Source organism: Sphingobacterium sp. UGAL515B_05 (assembly GCF_033097525.1).
Lineage (GTDB): Bacteria > Bacteroidota > Bacteroidia > Sphingobacteriales > Sphingobacteriaceae > Sphingobacterium.
The window spans coordinates 1,946,786-1,965,547 of the sequence record NZ_CP109907.1 but is presented as its reverse complement, the minus strand read 5'-3'; the positions used below and the strand labels follow the sequence as shown (position 1 = coordinate 1,965,547).

Below are 18,762 nucleotides of genomic sequence, written 5' to 3'. Positions count from 1 at the left end.
AATAAAAAAGCCTGATTGCTCAGGCTCAGTATTTTTTATAGATATTGTACAATACACTCTTATCGTATATGGTCAATTCGGGGGTTGTATCCCGAACGACAAATTTTCGTTTAAAGGCAACGATAGCGGCTTTTAGATTGGACGTATCATAACCAATAATTTTAAGCGCGTCTATCGCATTAAAGCTATCAGGAGGGGCCACAAGCTGTCCTTCATCATACCATATTCCAAAACCCCGTTCTGCAAGCTTTTTCCATGGGAAAAAAACGCTTGGATCATTCTTGCGTGATGGAGCTATATCGGCATGGCCAATAAAATTATTTGCTGGAATTAAATAACGCGATTTCAAGGTATCAAGCACAGTCATCAATGAATTAATTTGTGCCTCAGGAAAAGGCTCCCTACCATTATTATCCAATTCTATACCTATAGAACAGGAGTTCATGTCGACAATTGAACCCCATTTTGCCACCCCTGCATGCCAAGACCGAACATAATCGTTCAACATTTGTATAATCTCCCCATTCCGGCCAATAACATAATGTGAACTCACTTTAGTTCTTGGAATCTGAAAGGTTTTGATCGTCTGCCCAATACTATCTTGTGCTGTATGATGAATAATGACATAGTTAGGTTTACGAACATCGTAATGTATGGCTTCCTCCTGGCGCCAATAAGGATGGTTTCCAGACTTCTGTAAAAAAACAACCTTTCTTTCCTCCGGTGTCAATAAATTGGTATCTGGCTTAGCTTCGACCTTTTCTTCCACAACCAATGCAGAAGCAAATGACGCAACTAGCGGTTTTGCAACCACCGGCTGTATCTTCGACTTGCAGCTTGCCAGAGACAGCAATGAACAAAGCAATATCCCTATTGACACAGGCCTAAACATTATTTTGGTAAACTATAGACTATACCCATCGCCAATGACTGGCTCAACTGCACTCTTGAAATGACATCCGGATCATAGATCATGATACCATTCAAGTTCACATTGATGACTCTCGTGACTTTTGCCGTTACAGTTACATCCAAACGGTGTGTAGGGTTGGAAAGTTTCTCGTAGTCAGCAAAAAGGTTATAACGAGCCTTTACATTCAGTTTATCTGTGAAGTTTTTGTCCAGGTTACCCGTTAGCTGAAATGCTAGTGCATTGGCAAAAGAACGGTCTTCCTTTACACCAAATCGCTCACCAGTACCTTTTCGCTTATTGCTTTCAGATTCTGGCTTACTCATATCAGGCAAAAGATAATAGCCATATTTCTGATAGAAACTTTCTGCCGAACGAGGTTTAACACGCTCATCCAAGATAAAAGTCTGGCGTGCAGTACCTGTACCGAAACGTAGGGAAAATTCGTTACTCGGCTTATACTCAAGACCGAAAGATTCTGTCAGATAAGCTGGCGCCATAAAAGCGTTCTCAATATAGTCAATTGTATCTTTTCCATTAACAGGCTTATATTTGTAGCCTGCATCGAATTGCGACTCAAATGTCACCGACGTAAACAATGCCCAATTGGCTGACAATTTATAAGAAAGCTTATTATCCCAAAAAATTCGGTCGTTATTTTTTTTTGCAATATTGCCTTTACCCATATTCTTTATCTTTCCGTAACGTAAATCAACTTCGGTCACAAAATTGAAATTGTCCTTCGTATAATCCGATTTATGATTCGCATTCAATCCTACAGCAATAGAACCAACACCACCACCTTTCCAATTATCATTAAATGACGCCTGGTTTAAATTGATCCCGAATTTTGTCCAATGTTTCCAATAGTCTACCTCTAAGTTTAGTTTTGGAACTATAGGACGAATCGTTTTAATATTTAATGGTTGCTCTTTCTGTACAGAAATTACGGTATCTGGTTTTGCTCGAAGATCTTTCAGATCCTGTGCTTTTAAGCTGGTAATAGAAAGGCAAAGCAGAGCCATGCCGACAAAATTGAATAACTTCATTCTGAAAACGTCTATTTTTTGTTTACGGTACTAATTTATAATTAATTGTTGGAAAAGGCTCAATAAAATATTGCGAAGGGTTCAATTGATACCGTGAATAACAATCTTTGATATAATTCACCAATTCATAATCACTCGCTGAGAGAACAAAGAAATAGGAGGGTCTAAATATCCTTCTAAATCGTTCAGCCTCTTCGCTATTTAATCCTGTAATCTTACTGATAAGCTCTTTTGTAAATTTGTAATCGATCACATTTTCCTTATAATCGTTTTCAATGGTTTTAGTTAGTCGACGTGCTCTTTTAGCCTCCTTGCTAAATAAACTATAAATTGAATTGATGCTTAATCCAGCGCCATTGGGGCCGACAGAAAATACGTCTCCATAACCCGCAAGACGATACGCTTTCTCATAATCCTCTTTTGCTTTTTTCAGAATTTCTTCTGGCGTCTTGCGTGCAAAAACCTGAACTTCATCAATATAAAACGATTCACGTACCAAATGAAACAGCAACAATCCACGGTTATCCACCTGAAGAGTATCTGGAAAATAGCCTTTACATATCGCAACAATATGATCTCCTAGTTGTGCATTAAAGACAAACTCGCCTTTAATAGTATTATAATTGACCTCTCCGGTACGTAAGTTGGCCAGCTTTACATTTCCAATACGTTGTTTGGTATTTTTATCAAAAACGATACCCTCGACTTTTTTATCTTGGCAAAAAAGTGGAGAAGTAAAGCCCGTAAGGGCAATAAGTAGAAAAATATATCGCAATAGTATCACTTTCGTAAAACTACTATATCGCTGTACAAAAGCGAAATATTTAACATCTTTTAAAGCGTAACTATTTAGATATAACCAATAGCTGACCTAAAGATAAGGCATCATCGGTAAGACCGTTTAGGGATTTGATCTGATCAACGGATACATTGTACAGCTTACTGAGCGAATATAACGTATCCTGAGCTTTAACCTCATGAATACGCATAGCTACCGGGCTCTTGATTTCTTCTGTCTTTACGACGGTAGGAGGGGTTTCTTGTACATTCTGTACGATCTCGACCTGAACAGTCTCTTCACGTACAACCTTTTCACGTGGCGATTCACCGCGATCGTATTGATCAAGATGATATCTTTCGATCATTTCGATCAGCAATTCAGGATAACGCGGATTGGTGGCGTATCCAGCCGCTTTCAAGCCTCTGGCCCAGCCTTTATAGTCGTTCTTATCCAACTTAAAGAGTGCCGCATATCGCGGTCGTAACAGAAACTCTGAGTGATCCCGAAAAGATTGTTCGGGATTTTCATAAACACGAAAGCAGTCATTGATATTATCATCGGGACGAGTCACGGATTTTCCTTTCCAAACTCCGCCACATTTAATACCGAAATGATTATTAGCCTCACGCGCAAGATAACTGTTACCATTACCGGATTCCAGTAAAGCCTGAGCAAGTTTAATGCTCGCAGGAATACCATATTTATTCATTTCTGCAACGGCCACATCTTTGTAATGAGCAATATAGTCGTTGCCAGCCATGGTCGGTCGTCCCACAGAAGAGGATGAAGAAGTTTTTGAATTGGAGCCAGATTTAGAGGAAGATATTGTGCCTCTCCGGCTTGAACATGATGTAATCAACATCATGAATACAAACATGCCATAAAAAAACTTCTTCATGCAATAATGTCGCGCTTATTTTTTTGTTGACGAGAATCTATTTTGCTTAGCATCATTATCAAACATATCCAAATGATATTGTCTAATAGTAGCGAGTACTTTTGCTGTCCAACCTTTACTCGTAGAGTAACCCGAACGAGCAATCGCTTTCACCCAAGCTTCGTATTTTTCACCAGGATGTTTTTCAAAAAGACTCTGAGTAGTCTTTTTTCTTTTTACTATTCCTACAAAATCATCATACGAGTCCATTACAGACCGATAACCTTTGTAAGCTGACCGAATAACGGTACTGTTGTTTTTTCCTTTGACACCAAAATGGTTATTCAAATTTTTTGCTACCCTGCTACCACCATTTCCGCTTTCATGCATAGCGATGGCTAAGATAACCGATGCTGGAACACCGTGTTCCTCCATCATTTCTTTTGCTATTGGACTGTACTTATCGACATATGCCGCATTACTTTGAGCTGAAACTTTTGTTAATCCAAAAGTTCCCAAAGCTAGTAACAGTACAAAGCTTTTTAATTGTTTTAAATTCATGAAGAATGTTTTAGTTCACAAATTACTTCTTGCGTAAGGCAAAAAGTCCGTCTCGAATCGGTAATATTACCTTTTCTACGCGCTTGTCCTGAGCTAAACGTGCATTCAAATCAATGATCTGCTTTGTTTGGTTGTCTGGTTTTGAATCTAACACCTTACCTTTCCATAAGACATTGTCAATCAAAATTAGTCCCCCAGACGGAACTTGATTTATTATCGTTTCGAAATAATATAAATTTCTCTTTTTGTCCGCGTCGATAAATACCAGATCAAATGTTTCATCTAATGTAGGTAGTATTATCGCTGCATCTCCAATATGATATCTGATTTTATCAGCAAATGCCGATTCATCAAAATAACCTTGGACGCGTTCCTGTTGCTCTGCATTGATATCGATAGTATGTAATATCCCATCTTCCTGCAGCCCTTCTGCGAGACACAACGTTGCGTATCCCGTAAACGTTCCTATCTCCAAGATACGTTTCGGAGCAACCAATTTACTCAATAAAGAAAGAACTCTTCCCTGGTAATGTCCAGATAACATATGGGGCATTGTTTCCTTCAAATATGTCTCCCGATTTACCCTTTTCAGTAACGAATTTTCCTCGTCTGTAGTATGTTCCAAATAGGACTCTAAATCGTCGGCAACAATTTCCATAACCACAAAGGTACCAAAAAACATTTTTATGATAAAAACTTTTTTTTACAAAAAGCTGAATACCAGTAAAATACAATTATCCTTTTGTAAAGAGCATTTTTCGGAAATCGCGTCAGATGCATAAAAAAGCCATATTGCCATTTTTTGATTTTCTATTTTGTTTCCAAATTTCATCAAAAAAAACCCCCCCTAAGAGATGATCTTTTAGGGGGGCTTTTTTTATTATTAAACAACAAATATACTAAGCAAGATCAGCAGTGATCAAGCGTAAAAATTCGGATCTTGTCACATCATTTTGGAATGCTCCAGTAAATGCAGAGGTAGTCGTTACGGAATTCTGTTTCTGAACTCCGCGCATCGCCATACACATGTGCTTGCATTCCATAACCACAGCTACTCCACGAGCGCCTAAAGTTTCTTGAATACAATCTCTGATCTCATTGGTGAGACGTTCCTGAACCTGCAGACGACGCGCAAAAATATCAACGACACGTGGTATCTTGCTTAAACCTACAATATGGCCATTTGGAATATATGCAATATGGGCTTTACCAAAGAAAGGTAACATATGGTGCTCACAAAGAGAATATACTTCAATATCCTTAACGACGACCATTTGACTATAGTCTTCCTCAAACATAGCACCACGTAATACCTCCGCAGCATCGATATCATAGCCATGTGTCAGAAATTGCAGTGCCTTTGCAACACGTTCTGGTGTTTTCACTAAACCTTCGCGTTTTGGATCTTCCCCCAGACATTCCAATATATCTGTATAATGAGCAGCGATGCGATCTACCTTTTCAGTATTGTATTTGTCGATCTTAATATATCCATCCAACTCTTCGTTGTCAAATGAGTGTTGACTCATAGTTTCTACTATTTAAATGTATTAAAGATTAATCGCCAAAATATTCGACGTAATTATTTTCTGTTTCATGCAAACGGACACTATGCAAGATCACACCCTGTTCATCAAATAACGGTTTTAAGATCTTAAATATTTCGATTGCGATATTCTCCGTAGAAGCCATGACTCCTTTCATAAAATCAACATCTAAATTGAAATTACGGTGATCGACTTTGTCAATGATACTACGATTGATTATTTCTTTCATGATCTTTAAATCGATCAAAAAACCAGTCTCCGGGTTTACTTTTCCTTTAACTGTTACATAAAGATCATAATTATGTCCATGCCAATTTGGATTGGAGCAAAGACCAAATACCTGTTCATTCTGCTCCTTACTCCAGTCTTCACGATAGAGCTTGTGCGCAGCACAGAAACGTTCACGACGAGTTATAAATACCATAATGATACAAAGATAAGGCTTTAAGTGCAATTAAAACATCTCAATTTAAGGAATGCCGTCAGAATATAGTAATATAATGAAGTGCTTTCTCTCTTATTGAACAAACAGGCAAAAATCTAAGCACTTTCTCCTTACTCATAACTCGCTTTCAAGAATGATTTGATATAAAATTTTGTAGCGGAGTGTAAACACTCCCAGTTTAAAAAGAACGACAACGATGGCTGATTTTTAAGGCCAATTTCTTTTACCTTTAGTTAGGGTTTACTTAGGGTTTAGTTAGGGTTAGTTTAGGTTTTATATAGCTTTTACCTAAAGTATCCCTAACTAAACCCTAAACTAAGAGTATATAAAATCTAAACTAATTCAAGCGATTATATCGACCGATTAGTACTGTTTCCAATAGCATCAGGACAAAAACTATACAGTTCGTACAGCATTATAAAAGAGGAGATCGTAGCAAAAAAACAGTTAGCCCTATTAACATCAAGCTCGGGTTTCTATGCAGGACGCATTGCATGCATGCTATTTTTATGCTAAAAAGAGGTGCGCTTGCAAGATAATTTGTAATTTTCAATCCAAAACGAGCTCGTCATGCAAATATTAATTATTGCGGCTACTTCATTTGAATTGCAGCCTTTTCTGGAAGTGGTATCAAATTACGATCAATGCGATACCCTAGTAACTGGTGTAGGCATGGTCGCCACAGCCTTTGAGCTGGGAAGAATGCTACACGAAAAAAAATATGATCTCCTTATTAATGTCGGTATAGGAGGATGTTTGGATCGTACGATTGAAATAGGCTCGGTTATTCAGGTCGTTTCAGAGTCGTTTGTTGAACTAGGCGCGGAAGACGGTCATAATTTTATTCCAATAGATCAATTGGGCTATGGAAGGTCTACATTTACCTCGTGTTTACTGAATGACAAGGAGCTTAGGCTTCCTTTTCTAAAACAGGGGGAAGGAATTACCGTAAACAAAGTCCATGGTAGCACAGAAAGTATCGAAAAAATTAAAAAACTACATCCCAATAGCCTTATTGAAAGTATGGAAGGAGCTGCGGTTTTCTATGCCGCCGATAAAATGACAATTCCCGTGATTGAGATTCGCGGTATTTCAAATTACGTGGAAAGAAGGAACCGTGCCACGTGGAACATTCCGTTAGCGATAATGAATAGTAATAAGGCACTTATAAAAACATTAGAATATCTGAACAACTTATATTCAAAAATTTAATACAAAAGTCATTTACTTATTAAAAAATGACATAAAACTATAGAATTAGCGGGTTCAGATCTTCAAAATATCAATTTTAAATAGTAGATTTGTAATCTAAAAATTGACACTATTTTACAACTGATGAGAGAAATACAATTCAGAGAAGCACTTCGTGAAGCAATGAACGAAGAAATGCGTAAAGACGACAAAATATTTTTATTAGGAGAAGAAGTTGCTGAGTATAACGGAGCTTACAAAGTAAGTCAGGGTATGCTTGATGAATTCGGTGCAAAGCGTATCATTGATACACCTATTGCGGAACTTGGTTTTGCTGGTATTGCTGTTGGTGCTGCAATGAATGGTTTGAAGCCAATTGTTGAATTCATGACATTCAACTTCTCACTTGTTGCAATTGACCAAGTAATCAATGCAGCAGCTAAAATCCACTCGATGAGTGGTGGACAGTTCTCTATTCCGATGGTCTTCCGTGGTCCTACAGGAAATGCGGGTCAGCTTGCAGCACAACACTCTCAAAACTTTGAGAACTGGTTTGCAAATACACCAGGTTTAAAAGTTGTGGTTCCTTCGAACCCATATGAAGCTAAAGGTTTATTGAAATCAGCTATTATCGATCCAGATCCTGTTATCTTCATGGAATCTGAGGTCATGTATGGTGATAAAGGACAAGTTCCTGAAGAAGAATATTACTTAGAAATCGGAAAAGCTAATATTATCCAAGAAGGTACAGATGTAACTATTGTATCTTTTGGTAAAATGCTTCCTCGCGTTGTCATTCCTGCAGTTGAAGAATTGAAAAAAGAAGGTATCAGCGTTGAATTAATTGACTTGCGTTCGGTACGTCCTATCGATTACCCTACAATCATCGCGTCTGTTAAGAAAACAAACCGTTTGGTAATCGTGGAAGAAGCATGGCCATTGGCGTCTATTTCTACGGATTTAGCATTCAATGTACAACGTAACGCATTTGATTATTTAGATGCCCCTGTTATCCGCGTAAATTGTGCAGATGTACCTCTTCCTTATGCTCCAACATTGATCGAAGCTGCTTTACCTAGCGTTGAGAAAGTTGTTAAAGCTGTGAAAGAAGTATCTTATATCAAGAAGTAATACGAATTACATTCTTAAAAAATTAAAATCCCTTTTACCCTGTAAAAGGGATTTTTTTTTATATTTAAGCTGGCCGATTGTTGCTTATTAAAAAAATTAAAATTCCATATATGAAAAAATTAAGAATTGCCTCTTTGATGGCCGTATTTGTATTTCTAGTGATATCTGCTTCCGCACAAAAGAAATACACACTACGTGTAAATCCCGATTCAGGGAAAAAAATATCGCAAAACCTTGTGATGACAATGGATATTGACGCTGCTGGCCAAAAAATGGTTACAGACCTTAATATGGGCTTTGATATCACCAATACAACGAACAAAGACAATATCTTCGCCTTTGACCTTAAATATACCGGAATAAACATGAAAATGAATATGGCGGGAATGGACATGTCCTACGACTCGAAAAACCCCGAAGCCAATGAGTTTTCCAAACAGATGCATGCGACCTTAGGCAAATTGCTAGAAAATAGCATTAGCTTTAATGTTGATCAACTTGGCAAATCTTCTGATATCAAGTTACCTGAGGGTATTAACATGCCGTTTGATAAAAGTATGTTTGAAAATATAAGTACCGTATTACCTGAACAGCCTGTTAAAATCGGTGACTCGTGGACTTCCAAAACGGAATCTGATGATTCAGGCATTTCGGTGGAGAGCACAATGACTTTAATAGAAGCAAATGAACTGGGCTACAAAGTAAATGTTGAAGGAAAAATGTTCGGACCGGATGCAAATCAGGTAGGCAACGTACAGGGTTTCTATGTCTTGGATAAAAAAACCTGCCTTACCAAGATAACAGAAATGACAAGTGCCGTGGATATGCCTGAAGCAAAAATAAAGACCACATTAAAAAGTCAATAAACGACTATAAAAAAAATAGGGGCCAAAAGGCCCCTATTTTTTTTGTTATATATCAAATTTATGCGTTGATCTCTTCTTTGTATTGATCAGCAGATAACAAAGCATCTACATCAGCAACATTGTTCAATTTAACACGAACAATCCAACCTTCACCATAAGGATCAGAATTGACCAATTCAGGAGATGCATCAATAGCTTCATTAACCGATAAAATCGTAGCTGATACAGGTAAAAATAGATCAGAAACTGTTTTTACAGCTTCAATTGTACCGAAAACTTCATTAGCGGCAACTTCCTCACCTACAGTGTTTATGTCAACAAAAACGATGTCACCCAATTCACGTTGAGCGAAATCGGTAATCCCTACAACTGCTTCATCACCTTCAACACGAATCCATTCGTGATCTTTGGTGTATTTCAATTCTGCTGGAAAATTCATTGTATTTAATTTTTTGATTTTTAATGCCGTGAAGTTACAAAATATCTTTAATTGTCAAAAATGATATTCATCATAACATTTTTGTGTTTATTTTTAAGCTATGAATCCTCAAATCGAAAGACTTTACCAAATTTCACAAAAGAAAGATCGTCGTATTATTGGCCTGATGTCTGGAACCTCCCTGGATGGACTTGATATCGCAGTATGCCGAATAGAAAATGCAGGTAAAACAACAAAAATACAGCTAGAGCATTTTACTACAATGGATTATGAGGATGATTTTAGAGCACGAGTCCGTGAAGTCTTTGCAAAACGAAATATCGACCAACAATTATTTTCGGGGCTTAATGCTTATATTGGTATAACGCATGCCAAATTAATCAATACAGCATTACAACAATGGAATATACCAAGCAGCGAAATTGATTGTATAGCCAGCCATGGGCAAACCGTATACCATGCTCCCCAATCATTGACCAAAGACCGCAACTGGCCCAATAGTACCTTACAGATCGGCGATGGAGATCATATTGCCGTAAATACCGGTATCATAACCCTGTCTGACTTTAGACAGAAACATGTTGCTGCGAGCGGAGAAGGGGCACCTTTAGCGGCGTATGGCGACTATCTACTTTTCTCGCATGCAACAGAGAATCGATTCTTACTGAATATTGGCGGTATTTCTAATTTCACATTTATCCCAAGCCATCAAACAAAATTGAAAGCCTATGCAACAGATCTCGGTCCAGGCAATACGATGATGAACCAATACATGAAGGCTAATTTTAATCAGGAGATGGATAGAGATGCCTATATGGCCAAAAAGGGACAAGTAAATGATGCGCTATTAAATCAATTATTAACAGAAGAATTTCTAACATTGCCCTTTCCAAAAACCACCGGGCCCGAACTATTTAATCTCGCTTATCTCGAAAAGGCGCAAGAGCGTTCGAAAACGATTCATATTCCACATGAAAACGTCATGGCGACCCTCAATCGCTTTGCGGCTCTTGCGATGGTCAACGGCATCCGAAAGCAGTCAGAAGGACTATCTAATGTGGCTGTATATATAAGTGGTGGTGGACTGCACAATCCTTTGCTATTTGATTACATCAAAAGGAGCTTACCTACCCGTAAAGTTGAAAGCTTTGCAACATTAGGTATCAATCCAGATGCAAAAGAGGCCGTCCTCTTTGCTTTGTTAGCAAATGAAACTTTGGTAGGCAACAAATCCAATGTAGCGCAAATTAAAGATTCGCCCGCTGTCTGCATGGGCAAAATCAGCTTACCGGAATAATTAGTCCGTATCGATGGCTTCTTGTAAGAACTCTTTAAAAGGAAGCATGCTTTTATAGGAAGCCACGATATTATCTAACGCATTTTTTGCAGATAAATCCTTAATACTTAAAGATCTATCCAACACAAAACTTTTCAATTTGATAAAGTCAATAAAAGGATTATCCTCACTATAGCCCGCAGGGGCACGCTTCAGTAAATCTTCTTTGAAAAGTGCAATATTAACGCCTGTCAATACTGTTTTTAAAATTTCATCCAATTTATTACCACTGTAATCAATTTCTTGTCTTATTGCCTCCAAATGTTGCTTTTCTGGACGCCAATATCCACAGGCAATAAATGAATTTTCTGCTCCAATATGAATATAGTACTCTGGTCCCTGCAACTTTCTTCCATCAACTGAAATTCCTGCCCCAAACCAACTTTTATAAGGTGTTTTATCATTTGAAAAGCGGGTATCACGGTAAATACGAAACAAACATTTACTTGCCTGTATGGAAGTATTGATTTTAGGGTCAAACTCGCTCAAAGCGGCAATTAAGTCTGTCAAAAAATTTCTCACATCGACCAATGCAGCTTCATATTTAGCTCTGTTATCGGCAAACCATTCCCGAGAATTATTGGCTTTCAATTCCGTTAAAAAATCAAATGTAGATTTTTGAATGTGACTCATAATACAATCAATTGATTAAAATTAAGAAAACATAGACCATAGGTGCCGCTAATAACAACCCATCAAATCTATCTAAAAAACCACCATGTCCGGGCAATATATTTCCGGAATCTTTTACGTGCAAGCTACGCTTTAACATCGACTCAACTAAGTCTCCCAATGTTCCAACAATACTGATAATAGCCGCTATACTTACCCATTTCCAGAGCGGTAGATAACCAAAATACTTCTCTAGATTCACTGCAGCAACAATTGCCAAAATCAATCCACCGAAAAAACCTTCCCATGTTTTCTTTGGTGAGATTCGTTCGAATAGTTTACGTTTTCCAAAGCTTCGTCCAGCGAGATATGCCCCTGTATCGTTTGTCCACAATAAGATTAAAAAACCTAAAGGCATCACATAGTTAAAAGTACCTTGCATAAACCCTAATTTGGAAAACAGGAAAAAAGGTAATGTAACATAAGCTATTCCCAAAAAAGTATAGGCAATATCATTAAAAGGAAAAGCTCTCTTCTGAAAAAGTGAAATAATATAAGTCGCACTTATAAACGGAATAATCAGTGCTAAAAATTTTACCGCAAGCAGATCCATCGAAATTAAGGATCCCAAAACAAACAGTACCAAGGCCAGGGCGATACCAATCACTTTATTTGGAGCGCGTTCTTCGGATGAAACGATTCCATAGAATTCATAAAGACACCATGTACTTAGCAAGGTAAAAAAGATGGAATAAACATAAGCTCCCAAAAGAGTAGCCGCTATCATAACAGCCACAAAGATTACTCCGGTTATTGCTCTTGTTTTCATAAACTAAAATCCCCCTCCGACTCCTCAATTAACCTTTCGGCTGCTTCGATAGATCCTTCGCTGACATAAAGTTCAATTTTTCCAAACAGATAAGAAGAATCTTGTTTATTCAACGCGACAGCCGGAATACCATTCTCTTCCAACATTTGTTTGACTATCTCGGCTTGAATAGCATTTGTATATGTTTTAATTTTTTTCCAATCGTTCTCCATTGTTTTCTTTTTGCGTTGATCGATAAAATAAGAATACAAAAATAAGAGTAAAAATGAAGGCTACAAGATATATCCACCAAGATTGTAACTCAAATGCATTGAGTTCATCATAACTCTTTCCCTGTCTTACGTAATAAAATGCTCCAATTGTGGCTCCGGCATTATTAACAAAGTGCCCAAAGATGGGCAATATGATGTTCTTGCTCCATACATAAAGATAGCCAAAAAAAGCCCCCAATAACATGCGGGGAACAAAACCAAAAAATTGCAGGTGTATCGCACTGAAGATAATAGCAACGAGCCATATAACCACATGCTGATTGCTCAACCATCTTCCTATTATTTTTTGCAAAATACCACGAAACAGCAATTCTTCACCTATGGCCGGGATTAAGGCCAGTACAACAATATTGTACAAAAAGCCGGATATACTCGACTCCATAATTATGCCCTTAATTAAATCACCCGATTCCTTTTCGCTACGCTCCATCCAACGCTGCAACGATTGCATACTATCGGGCAATTGTAAGGATTCATTCCAGTGACCGATCAGACTCATCAAAGGCATAAAAGAAAGCATTGCTAAAAATATATAGCCAAATTGCATTCCGCTAGGCCATTTTTTCAGTTTAAAATATGTAATGCCATATCCTTCGCGTGTATTCATCAGATAAGCTGGCACAACAAAAGATCCCAAGCTGCTCATTAACAACATAAAGCGCATCTCATTGGCCGATCCATTCATTAAGGATTCCAATGAGAAGACCTGCCTGGTGAATGTATAATAACTTGCAATAATCAGAATAGCAATAATCTGCGAAAGAATGGTAAAACCGATAACCATTAAGATCAATCGTAACAAAGATTGAAACGGATGGGGTGTTTGTTCAGGAAACATAGCTATTAAATATCAGTTAAAGATAGCAATAAAAGCAAGATTTATTAAAATTGTCGCATTCATTCAAATTCTGCCGTCTAGTTTGTACTAGCCGAATGGCAACGTGCGATATCATCCAAATACAGTAAAAACTTCAACAGAGGTATTCGATCATCCCAAATACGAATACATTTGACACAGCATATATGATCAAAAAAAAGGCTTTGGAAAAATCCAAAGCCTTTTTTTAATATAGATTTGTCTCGTCCTGAAATATCGATACACAAAAAAAATCGTTATGGAAGAAGGAACAAATTATGTAAAGCGGACTCAGCGTGATTACACTTTAACATTGAAGCTGAATGTCGTTAAAGAGATTGAATCGGGGAAATTGACACTCTCCCAAGCACAAAAACAGTATGGCATCCAGGGAGATAGCACTATTCGCAATTGGTTAAAAAAATATGGTAACTTTGATTGGGAGAATCAAATACCATCCAATATGGCAAAGTCACCAGAACAGCGCATTTTAGAACTTGAAGCCAAAGTCAGACTGCTGGAGAAGCAAAAGGCTCAACTTGAGCATCAGAATCACATCGCTGATTCCAAAGCGATCATCTTTGACATGATGATCGATATTGCAGAAAAAGAATATAAAATCGACGTAAGAAAAAACTTGAAACCCGCGCAATCAATCGTTTCCGGCAAGAAAAACAAGAAAGCCTAAGTTTTACTTGTGGATTGTTCGGGTTAGACAGGCAGGTGTATTATCGAAGGATCAAACGTATAGCCAGGAGCCAGGGTATAGCCGGGAAAATTGTGGACTTAGTTCATGAAATACGCACTACCCAGCCAAGAATAGGTACACGGAAACTTTACCATATGTTGGCAAGGGAGCTACGGGCATTAAAGGTGGGTAGAGACAAATTCTTTGATATTTTACGCGCCAACCATTTGTTAATTACACGTAAAAGAAGCTATCATACGACCACTATGTCACATCATAGATTTAGAAAATATCCGAATATTATTAAAGAAGTGGCTGTTTGCCGTCCCAATCAGGTTTGGGTAAGTGATATCACTTATATAGGAAAGCGAGAAAGCCCCTGTTACCTGAGTTTGGTTACAGATGCCTATTCGAAGAAAATTGTTGGCTTTGAGGTCTCACAGACCATGTGCACACCGCATGTTGTAAAAGCACTAAAAATGGCACAAAAACAAAGAAAAACAAACGAGCCGTTAATCCATCATTCCGACAGAGGAGTACAATATTGTGCAGAAGAATACCAATATTACCTAAGCAAGTACCAGCTCAGTTGCAGTATGACAGAAAACTCTGATCCTTATGAAAATGCCTTCGCTGAACGAATCAATGGTATACTCAAACAAGAGTTCATGATTGATACCTATCATTTAGATCTACATTTGATGAAGCAGATCGTAGCTGAAGCAATCGATATCTATAATAATGACAGACCACATTGGTCTAATCATATGCTAACTCCAAATCAGATGCACATGAAATCAAACATGAACTTCAGAACTTATAAAACAAAAAACAGTAGCAACCTATCGGCTACTACTGTTTAAATTATTTATTTTTAATCACTGAAAACCTGTATCGATTTTTCAGGACTAGTCAATTATCCTAATTCACTCGAATTGGATCAGCAGGTTTCTGCAGATTTTTATACGGATATGTTTTCATTTCTTCCAACAATATTTTCACCGTTCTTTCAAGCTGTGGATCTCGGCCTTCCAAAAGATCTTTAGGCAATTGTTCGATAAATACATCAGGAGCGACTCCTTCATTTTCGATAATCCAATTTCCTTTTAGGTCATAGACACCGAAGTTTGGTGAAGTAATACGGCCTCCATCCAACAAAGGAGGGTAACCGCTTATGCCAACCAAAATCCCCATTGTTGTACGACCGACCAATTTACCAAGTCCTTTAAAACGGAACATATAAGGCATCATATCCCCACCTGAGCCTGCATTTTCATTAATAATCATGGCTTTTGGTCCATAAATGCCATTTCCCGGAGTTGTAAATCCTTTTCCATCACGAATTCCCCAGCCAGCGATCAACTCGCGAGATAAGAGGTCGATCACATAATCGGCAACCCAGCCACCACCGTTGTTTCTTTCGTCCATTAGAAGAGCCTTTTTATCCATCTGAGCGAAGTAATACCGATTGAAATAGGTATACCCTTCAGGACCGGTATTCGGCATGTACACATAAGCTATTTGTCCATTGCTCAATTCATTTACTTTTTTACGGTTCCTTTCGACCCATTCCATGTTACGCAAGTTCATTTCATCACTAAACGAGATCGGTTTAACGATTACTTCACGTGCGCCAACCAAAGAAGGTTTTGAATTGACCTTCAACGTAACTTGTTTACCAACAGTATTGTCAAATAAACTATAGATGTCCTTATCCTCAGTCAATTCAGTACCATTAACAGCAACAATATAGTCTCCTTCTTTTATGTTTAATCCCGGTTCAGCCAATGGGGCTTTGAACGATGGATTCCATTCAAGACGCGTAAACAATTTCGCAATCTGATAGTAACCATTCTTTAGTGTATAATCTGCTCCCAACACACCAACCGAAACTGATGGCGTGGAAGGTTGATCTCCTGGATAAATATAATTGTGTCCCACGACCATTTCTCCCATCATCTCGTTCAATAAATAACCAAGATCGGAACGATGGTTTACAAAAGGTAAGAATTTTTCATATTTGGTTTTCATCGCTTTCCAGTCAGCACCATGCATATTTTCTACATAGAAATAGTCCTTTTGCATCGACCAAACTTCATTGAAAACTTGTTTCCATTCGGCTGCGGGATCCACCAATTGCTGAATTCCACCTAGCTTAACTTCGCCAGCAGTAGGAGAGGCTACTTTTTGCCCAGCTGTTACAATATTGAAGCCATTTCCCGTTTGATATAACATCTTTTTACCATCGGCACTAATAACAAAACTACGTGCATTCTCCACTAAGGTTTTATTTTCAAGATCCTTAAAATCATAGGCACCGATTGTTCCACCACGTTGATAAGTCAATTGATTTGGAACCAAACCATTTAAATTCCAGTAAGGACCGGCTGGCAAAGGGAGGGCAACAATTCGATTCTCGATACGATCGAAATCTACCTGAATAGATTTGTCAACCGGCTTGCTTGCAACTGACTCTTCCTTCTTATCCTTTTTAGGAGCTTTTTTATCATTCTCTTTTACACGTTCCTTTTTATTATTCTCTCCCTCTTCCTTTTTATCAGGTTTATCTTCACGGATTTGCTCATCATCACTATCGTTTTTAAAGAATGATGGTGTTTTGCTCGACAGGATAAAAGCATAGACTGCATAATCTACATTACGCTGTACAGCGGACATATGTAAACCAGAATTTGTTAAACCTGTATTTGTACTCGCCGTGAAAAATAAATATTTACCATCTTGCGAAAATGCAGTACTGCGGGCAGAGCTCATACCATCCGTAATCTGCTGAGTTTTCTTTGTATCTAAGTTATACATGAACACAGCAGGTGCCCCGTTTTCCAGTGTACGTATAAAGGATATCCATTTTGAATCTGGAGACCAACTTGGTTGGAAATGATTGGATACACGCCCGGTTTGACCACTTAATTTGTCATCAGCGACTTTGACAACAGCCTTGGAGGCAATATCAATATAGTACAGATTAAGATGCGCATCATTGTAAAAAAGCTTCTTTGAATCTGGTGACCAAGTCGGTTCAAAATAGAAATTGGTTTCCCCTAAATTAAAGTATAAGGGCTGATCTTTTCCGAACTGATCCATCAGTACCAACTGATAGGTCCCATTCTTATCTGAAATATAGGAGACCCATTTGCCATTAGGAGACCAATCTGGAAAACGTTCATGCGAACCTGGTGAATTAGATAAATTTCGAGCTTCTCCTTTTTCCTTTGGTACGGTAAAGATCTCCCCACGTGCTTCAAATAACGCTCGCTGCCCCGTAGGGGATAATGTAGCATAACGTATATCGTCCTTGATATCTTTATAATAAGGTCTTTTGTACATGACATCTGTATTCACAGTGATGTGCAAAGGAGTAATTTTATTTCCGTTTAGATTCAGTATATTCAATACTCCAGCATATTCAAAAATCAAGTCGTTACCATTCCCATTCAAGGAACGTACGTCATAATCTTTGAAATCTGTTAGTTTTTCAACCTTTTTAGTTTTGGTGTCGTAACTAAAAATATTGACAATTTTATCGCGGTCAGATAGGAAATAAACCTTCGTTCCCAACCATAATGGCTTAACATCATTACTTTTAACATTCGGAATAGTCTCGATTTCTTTTGTTTTGGTATCAAAGATCCAAATGGTTGGCATACCACCACCCCGGTAACGCTTAAAGGCTACTCGATCCCTTTCAGTAGGGTCAGTATTCTTGATGTAAGCCCAATAACGACCATCGGCAGAAGGGCTTCCCTGAGTAGCCTCAGGCATAATGAGCGCTTTGTCCATTCCCGACATTTGAATATTGGAACTGTATAACCGTGGACTTAAAGCATAGGTGAAATCACGAGATGTGGTATAATATACTTCATCATTATTGAGCCATCCGCGCAATACATCCGAAGAGGGATGATAAGTGATACGTTTTGGCTCTCCACCCGTTACAGGGATTACATATACGTCTGTATTTCCATCATAATTTCCTGTGAATGCTACTTTCTTGCCGTCTGGAGAAAACATTGGATTCTGTTCCACCCCTGGATTTGTTGTAAGGCGTCTCGGATTTGCTCCGCTTTTGTCGGCAATCCAAATATCTCCACCATACACAAAAGCGATATTGTTGGCGCTGATACTTGGGTTTCGAAGTAATAGGGTTTCTTGCGCTTTTGTTTGCAGAAAGGATGTCCCGAGCAAAAAGGCAGCAAATAACTTGAAATGAGTTTTATTCATAAACGTTTAACGGTTAAATTTACCACACACAAAACTACACTTTTGTAAAGTGGACCTAGTTAGTATATCCACAAAGTTGCATAAAAAATATGATAAAAAAAAAGTCCTGCTTTCAGCAGGACTTTTCTTTAGC

The 18,762-nt window shown here is 38.1% G+C and carries 20 protein-coding genes; 6 read left to right on the top strand and 14 right to left on the bottom strand.

Annotated elements, in window-relative coordinates; all coding sequences use genetic code 11:
- Positions 1-25: 25 nt before the first annotated feature.
- From OK025_RS07940 to OK025_RS07905, 8 genes are all read right to left on the bottom strand, one after another.
- Positions 26-880: an N-acetylmuramoyl-L-alanine amidase gene (locus OK025_RS07940; RefSeq protein ID WP_232475646.1), complete on the bottom strand. Its 855-nt coding sequence runs from the start codon at positions 878-880 to the stop codon at positions 26-28.
- An 11-nt stretch (positions 881-891) separates the two neighbouring features.
- Positions 892-1,959: a DUF3078 domain-containing protein gene (locus tag OK025_RS07935; protein ID WP_317669023.1), complete on the bottom strand. Its 1,068-nt coding sequence runs from the start codon at positions 1,957-1,959 to the stop codon at positions 892-894.
- 22 nt (positions 1,960-1,981) lie between these two features.
- Complete coding sequence (locus OK025_RS07930) at positions 1,982-2,734, bottom strand: hypothetical protein (RefSeq protein ID WP_317669022.1); 753 nt, start codon at positions 2,732-2,734, stop codon at positions 1,982-1,984.
- A gap of 70 nt (positions 2,735-2,804) precedes the next feature.
- On the bottom strand, positions 2,805-3,638 hold the full coding sequence (locus OK025_RS07925) for a glucosaminidase domain-containing protein (RefSeq protein ID WP_317669021.1): 834 nt from the start codon (positions 3,636-3,638) through the stop codon (positions 2,805-2,807).
- 15 nt (positions 3,639-3,653) lie between these two features.
- A complete protein-coding gene (locus OK025_RS07920) occupies positions 3,654-4,178 on the bottom strand; it encodes a glucosaminidase domain-containing protein (RefSeq protein WP_046673195.1) in 525 nt (174 codons plus the stop codon).
- A 22-nt stretch (positions 4,179-4,200) separates the two neighbouring features.
- Positions 4,201-4,836 (bottom strand): O-methyltransferase, encoded by a 636-nt coding sequence (locus OK025_RS07915; protein ID WP_317669763.1) that lies wholly within the window; start codon positions 4,834-4,836, stop codon positions 4,201-4,203.
- A 241-nt stretch (positions 4,837-5,077) separates the two neighbouring features.
- Positions 5,078-5,707 carry a GTP cyclohydrolase I FolE gene (gene folE, locus OK025_RS07910; protein ID WP_046673193.1) on the bottom strand — a complete coding sequence of 210 codons (630 nt, stop codon included), beginning with the start codon at positions 5,705-5,707 and terminating at the stop codon, positions 5,078-5,080.
- A gap of 28 nt (positions 5,708-5,735) precedes the next feature.
- Entirely contained in the window at positions 5,736-6,149 is a 414-nt protein-coding gene (locus OK025_RS07905; RefSeq protein WP_070562714.1) for a 6-pyruvoyl trahydropterin synthase family protein, read from the bottom strand.
- Between the two features lie 591 nt (positions 6,150-6,740).
- Between OK025_RS07905 and mqnB the strand changes: the two genes are divergently transcribed.
- From mqnB to OK025_RS07890, 3 genes are all read left to right on the top strand, one after another.
- Positions 6,741-7,382: a futalosine hydrolase gene (mqnB, locus tag OK025_RS07900; protein WP_317669020.1), complete on the top strand. Its 642-nt coding sequence runs from the start codon at positions 6,741-6,743 to the stop codon at positions 7,380-7,382.
- A gap of 123 nt (positions 7,383-7,505) precedes the next feature.
- Positions 7,506-8,492 carry a pyruvate dehydrogenase complex E1 component subunit beta gene (locus tag OK025_RS07895; RefSeq protein WP_112375156.1) on the top strand — a complete coding sequence of 329 codons (987 nt, stop codon included), beginning with the start codon at positions 7,506-7,508 and terminating at the stop codon, positions 8,490-8,492.
- A 110-nt stretch (positions 8,493-8,602) separates the two neighbouring features.
- Entirely contained in the window at positions 8,603-9,358 is a 756-nt protein-coding gene (locus tag OK025_RS07890; RefSeq protein WP_317669019.1) for a DUF6263 family protein, read from the top strand.
- Between the two features lie 58 nt (positions 9,359-9,416).
- On the opposite strand, the gene gcvH is transcribed toward OK025_RS07890, so the two are convergent.
- On the bottom strand, positions 9,417-9,797 hold the full coding sequence (gene gcvH, locus OK025_RS07885) for a glycine cleavage system protein GcvH (RefSeq protein ID WP_317669018.1): 381 nt from the start codon (positions 9,795-9,797) through the stop codon (positions 9,417-9,419).
- 100 nt (positions 9,798-9,897) lie between these two features.
- Between gcvH and OK025_RS07880 the strand changes: the two genes are divergently transcribed.
- The gene (locus tag OK025_RS07880) at positions 9,898-11,094 is read left to right on the top strand and encodes an anhydro-N-acetylmuramic acid kinase (RefSeq protein WP_317669017.1); all 1,197 of its coding nucleotides are present in this window, start codon (positions 9,898-9,900) and stop codon (positions 11,092-11,094) included.
- Here OK025_RS07880 and OK025_RS07875 read toward each other — a convergent pair whose 3' ends face one another.
- From OK025_RS07875 to OK025_RS07860, 4 genes are read right to left on the bottom strand one after another with little or no spacing between them, the layout of a single operon-like run.
- Complete coding sequence (locus OK025_RS07875; RefSeq protein WP_317669016.1) at positions 11,095-11,766, bottom strand: DUF2461 domain-containing protein; 672 nt, start codon at positions 11,764-11,766, stop codon at positions 11,095-11,097. It lies immediately after the preceding gene.
- Positions 11,767-11,773: 7 nt separating this feature from the next.
- The gene (locus tag OK025_RS07870) at positions 11,774-12,574 is read right to left on the bottom strand and encodes a phosphatidate cytidylyltransferase (protein WP_317669015.1); all 801 of its coding nucleotides are present in this window, start codon (positions 12,572-12,574) and stop codon (positions 11,774-11,776) included.
- The gene (locus OK025_RS07865) at positions 12,571-12,786 is read right to left on the bottom strand and encodes a DUF2007 domain-containing protein (protein ID WP_083663420.1); all 216 of its coding nucleotides are present in this window, start codon (positions 12,784-12,786) and stop codon (positions 12,571-12,573) included. Before OK025_RS07865 ends, OK025_RS07870 begins: the two co-directional genes overlap by 4 nt.
- Positions 12,761-13,684, bottom strand: coding sequence for a CPBP family intramembrane glutamic endopeptidase (locus OK025_RS07860; protein ID WP_317669014.1), 924 nt, complete (start codon positions 13,682-13,684; stop codon positions 12,761-12,763). The genes OK025_RS07865 and OK025_RS07860 overlap by 26 nt, the downstream gene beginning before the upstream one ends.
- 277 nt (positions 13,685-13,961) lie before the next feature.
- Here OK025_RS07860 and OK025_RS07855 point away from each other — a divergent pair, with 277 nt between their 5' ends.
- Positions 13,962-14,390: a helix-turn-helix domain-containing protein gene (locus OK025_RS07855; protein WP_289011629.1), complete on the top strand. Its 429-nt coding sequence runs from the start codon at positions 13,962-13,964 to the stop codon at positions 14,388-14,390.
- A 14-nt stretch (positions 14,391-14,404) separates the two neighbouring features.
- The gene (locus tag OK025_RS07850) at positions 14,405-15,253 is read left to right on the top strand and encodes an IS3 family transposase (protein WP_317669013.1); all 849 of its coding nucleotides are present in this window, start codon (positions 14,405-14,407) and stop codon (positions 15,251-15,253) included.
- 58 nt (positions 15,254-15,311) lie between these two features.
- Here OK025_RS07850 and OK025_RS07845 read toward each other — a convergent pair whose 3' ends face one another.
- Positions 15,312-18,629: a PDZ domain-containing protein gene (locus tag OK025_RS07845; protein ID WP_317669012.1), complete on the bottom strand. Its 3,318-nt coding sequence runs from the start codon at positions 18,627-18,629 to the stop codon at positions 15,312-15,314.
- Between the last annotated feature and the right edge of the window lie 133 nt (positions 18,630-18,762).

Excerpts from the sequence above, each read along its gene's own strand:
- OK025_RS07860 (WP_317669014.1), bottom strand. The coding sequence starts at position 13,684 with ATGTTTCCTGAACAAACACCCCATCCGTTTCAATCTTTGTTACGATTG.
- OK025_RS07870 (WP_317669015.1), bottom strand. The coding sequence starts at position 12,574 with ATGAAAACAAGAGCAATAACCGGAGTAATCTTTGTGGCTGTTATGATA.
- OK025_RS07905 (WP_070562714.1), bottom strand. The coding sequence starts at position 6,149 with ATGGTATTTATAACTCGTCGTGAACGTTTCTGTGCTGCGCACAAGCTC.
- OK025_RS07890 (WP_317669019.1), top strand. The coding sequence starts at position 8,603 with ATGAAAAAATTAAGAATTGCCTCTTTGATGGCCGTATTTGTATTTCTA.
- OK025_RS07915 (WP_317669763.1), bottom strand. The coding sequence starts at position 4,836 with ATGGAAATTGTTGCCGACGATTTAGAGTCCTATTTGGAACATACTACA.
- OK025_RS07875 (WP_317669016.1), bottom strand. The coding sequence starts at position 11,766 with ATGAGTCACATTCAAAAATCTACATTTGATTTTTTAACGGAATTGAAA.
- folE (WP_046673193.1), bottom strand. The coding sequence starts at position 5,707 with ATGAGTCAACACTCATTTGACAACGAAGAGTTGGATGGATATATTAAG.
- OK025_RS07925 (WP_317669021.1), bottom strand. The coding sequence starts at position 3,638 with ATGAAGAAGTTTTTTTATGGCATGTTTGTATTCATGATGTTGATTACA.
- OK025_RS07845 (WP_317669012.1), bottom strand. The coding sequence starts at position 18,629 with ATGAATAAAACTCATTTCAAGTTATTTGCTGCCTTTTTGCTCGGGACA.
- gcvH (WP_317669018.1), bottom strand. The coding sequence starts at position 9,797 with ATGAATTTTCCAGCAGAATTGAAATACACCAAAGATCACGAATGGATT.
- OK025_RS07865 (WP_083663420.1), bottom strand. The coding sequence starts at position 12,786 with ATGGAGAACGATTGGAAAAAAATTAAAACATATACAAATGCTATTCAA.
- OK025_RS07880 (WP_317669017.1), top strand. The coding sequence starts at position 9,898 with ATGAATCCTCAAATCGAAAGACTTTACCAAATTTCACAAAAGAAAGAT.
- OK025_RS07920 (WP_046673195.1), bottom strand. The coding sequence starts at position 4,178 with ATGAATTTAAAACAATTAAAAAGCTTTGTACTGTTACTAGCTTTGGGA.
- mqnB (WP_317669020.1), top strand. The coding sequence starts at position 6,741 with ATGCAAATATTAATTATTGCGGCTACTTCATTTGAATTGCAGCCTTTT.
- OK025_RS07855 (WP_289011629.1), top strand. The coding sequence starts at position 13,962 with ATGGAAGAAGGAACAAATTATGTAAAGCGGACTCAGCGTGATTACACT.
- OK025_RS07895 (WP_112375156.1), top strand. The coding sequence starts at position 7,506 with ATGAGAGAAATACAATTCAGAGAAGCACTTCGTGAAGCAATGAACGAA.
- OK025_RS07935 (WP_317669023.1), bottom strand. The coding sequence starts at position 1,959 with ATGAAGTTATTCAATTTTGTCGGCATGGCTCTGCTTTGCCTTTCTATT.